This is a genomic window from Maritimibacter sp. 55A14 (genome assembly GCF_003122205.1).
Classification (GTDB): Bacteria; Pseudomonadota; Alphaproteobacteria; order Rhodobacterales; family Rhodobacteraceae; genus QEYE01.
On sequence record NZ_QEYE01000060.1, the window covers coordinates 1 to 1,448 of the forward strand.

Below are 1,448 nucleotides of genomic sequence, written 5' to 3' on the forward strand. Positions count from 1 at the left end.
GAGAAATCCACCTCGATCGCCGGGCACTCCCGGGTGCAGTCGTCCTTGAGATTGGCGGTGCGGAACTTGCGGCCATTGGCCAGCGCGTCGCTGGTGAAGTCGAGCGACCAGCGCTGATTGGGGGCGACAACGCGCTTGTCTTCGCCGCCAGCGAGGAGGTGCCGCTGCGCAGCGCCGGCCGCACCGGCATGCTGTCGCTGCTGCATGGCGTGATCGAAGAGGCGGAGGCCAAGATCGGCGAGCGTCAGAACCGCGGCAGCCTGCCCCGCAGCTTCCTCAGCGCGCAGCGGCAATCGGCGGAACAGCGCAAGCTGAAGAAACGGTCCTACAAGATGCTGCTCAACGAAATACTCATGGACGAGTCCGGTCAGGACCGCCTGATGGTCGAGGACGCGCAGACCCGGCGGCTGAACGGATAATAACCCTCCGCGGTTGGCCCAGTCTCGTTTTTGTCCGCCCAAGTTCTAGTTTATGCGGCCTGAGTCTCGAAGGTTTGCAAATTGGCGTTCAGGTGGCCTCCATTAGGTTTTCAACGGCTTGTGGATCGCATCCCCCGGTCATCACGAGTACGACGCCGATCACGTCGCCCGCGCCGGGTAACCGTGCTGTCCATCTTGGTGTGGCCAAGCAAGAGATGCACGGCCCGCAGATAGCCGGTCTTCTGGTAGATCTGCCGCCCGGACTTTGTCTTGGCGGAAGCCTGTGGCGAACCTCATGTCGGGCTATCCGATTGAACGGTCCTGACCGCCGCGTTCAGGCGCGTGTTCAGCTCGATGAAATCGAACGGCTTGATGAGGTAATCCGTGGCCCCGGCCGCGTAGGCGCGTTCCATATAGGCTGTCTGTGACATCGCGGTGGCCATGATGACCGGCGTACGCTCGCAACCCGGGGTCGCGCGGATTGCCTTACACACCTCGATCCCGTCGGTCTCCGGCATCTGGATATCCAGCAGGAAGCAGTCGTAAACGGCTCCGCTCTCGCGGATGATCTCTATTGCCATCTTGCCAGAGGAAGCGGTCTCGACCTCGAACTCGCCGTGCGCGACCATCGCCTCCTTGAGCAACTCAAGGATCATCAGATCATCATCGATGGCGAGTATCTTCATACAACATAACCCTGGTGGCCACAGCCCGGTTAGGCGCGATTTTCCATGCAAGTCCGACGCATCTCCTGGGATTCCCACCTTGCCCCGCCGCATGCGCCGCCCCCGCGATCGCAGCCAGAAGCAGCAGGGGCTTGGGTACGAGGCTACGTAATCTCGTCATCCCGCGTCGCTTTCCTCTCGGTCCATTTCCCGCTCGACCCCGATGCTCAGATCCCAAACTCGTAGACCAGCAGCGCGCCCAGCGTGTGGCTGTCCCCGCCTCCTTCGCGGCCGTAACGGTAACCTGCGCCCAGTGTGAGCCCCTCGGCCAGTTCAAAATCCGCCGTAACCGTTGCCAGATGGT

2 protein-coding genes and 1 pseudogene are annotated in these 1,448 nt (G+C 62.0%); 1 reads left to right on the forward strand and 2 read right to left on the reverse strand.

The window, feature by feature from the left end; translation table 11 throughout:
- Positions 1 to 122: pseudogene (locus DDZ14_RS20085) on the reverse strand (IS3 family transposase); the annotation flags it as partial.
- 66 nt (positions 123 to 188) lie between these two features.
- Here DDZ14_RS20085 and DDZ14_RS20090 point away from each other — a divergent pair.
- Positions 189 to 419 carry a hypothetical protein gene (locus DDZ14_RS20090; protein WP_233252660.1) on the forward strand — a complete coding sequence of 77 codons (231 nt, stop codon included), beginning with the start codon at positions 189 to 191 and terminating at the stop codon, positions 417 to 419.
- 293 nt (positions 420 to 712) lie between these two features.
- On the opposite strand, the gene DDZ14_RS19170 is transcribed toward DDZ14_RS20090, so the two are convergent.
- Positions 713 to 1,105, reverse strand: a complete 393-nt coding sequence (locus DDZ14_RS19170; RefSeq protein WP_158275575.1) for a response regulator transcription factor — start codon at positions 1,103 to 1,105, stop codon at positions 713 to 715.
- Positions 1,106 to 1,448 lie beyond the last annotated feature (343 nt).

What these genes read in the sequence shown, in the direction of transcription:
- DDZ14_RS20090 (WP_233252660.1), top strand. Translation starts at nt 189, where the DNA reads ATGCTGTCGCTGCTGCATGGCGTGATCGAAGAGGCGGAGGCCAAGATC.
- DDZ14_RS19170 (WP_158275575.1), bottom strand. Translation starts at nt 1,105, where the DNA reads ATGAAGATACTCGCCATCGATGATGATCTGATGATCCTTGAGTTGCTC.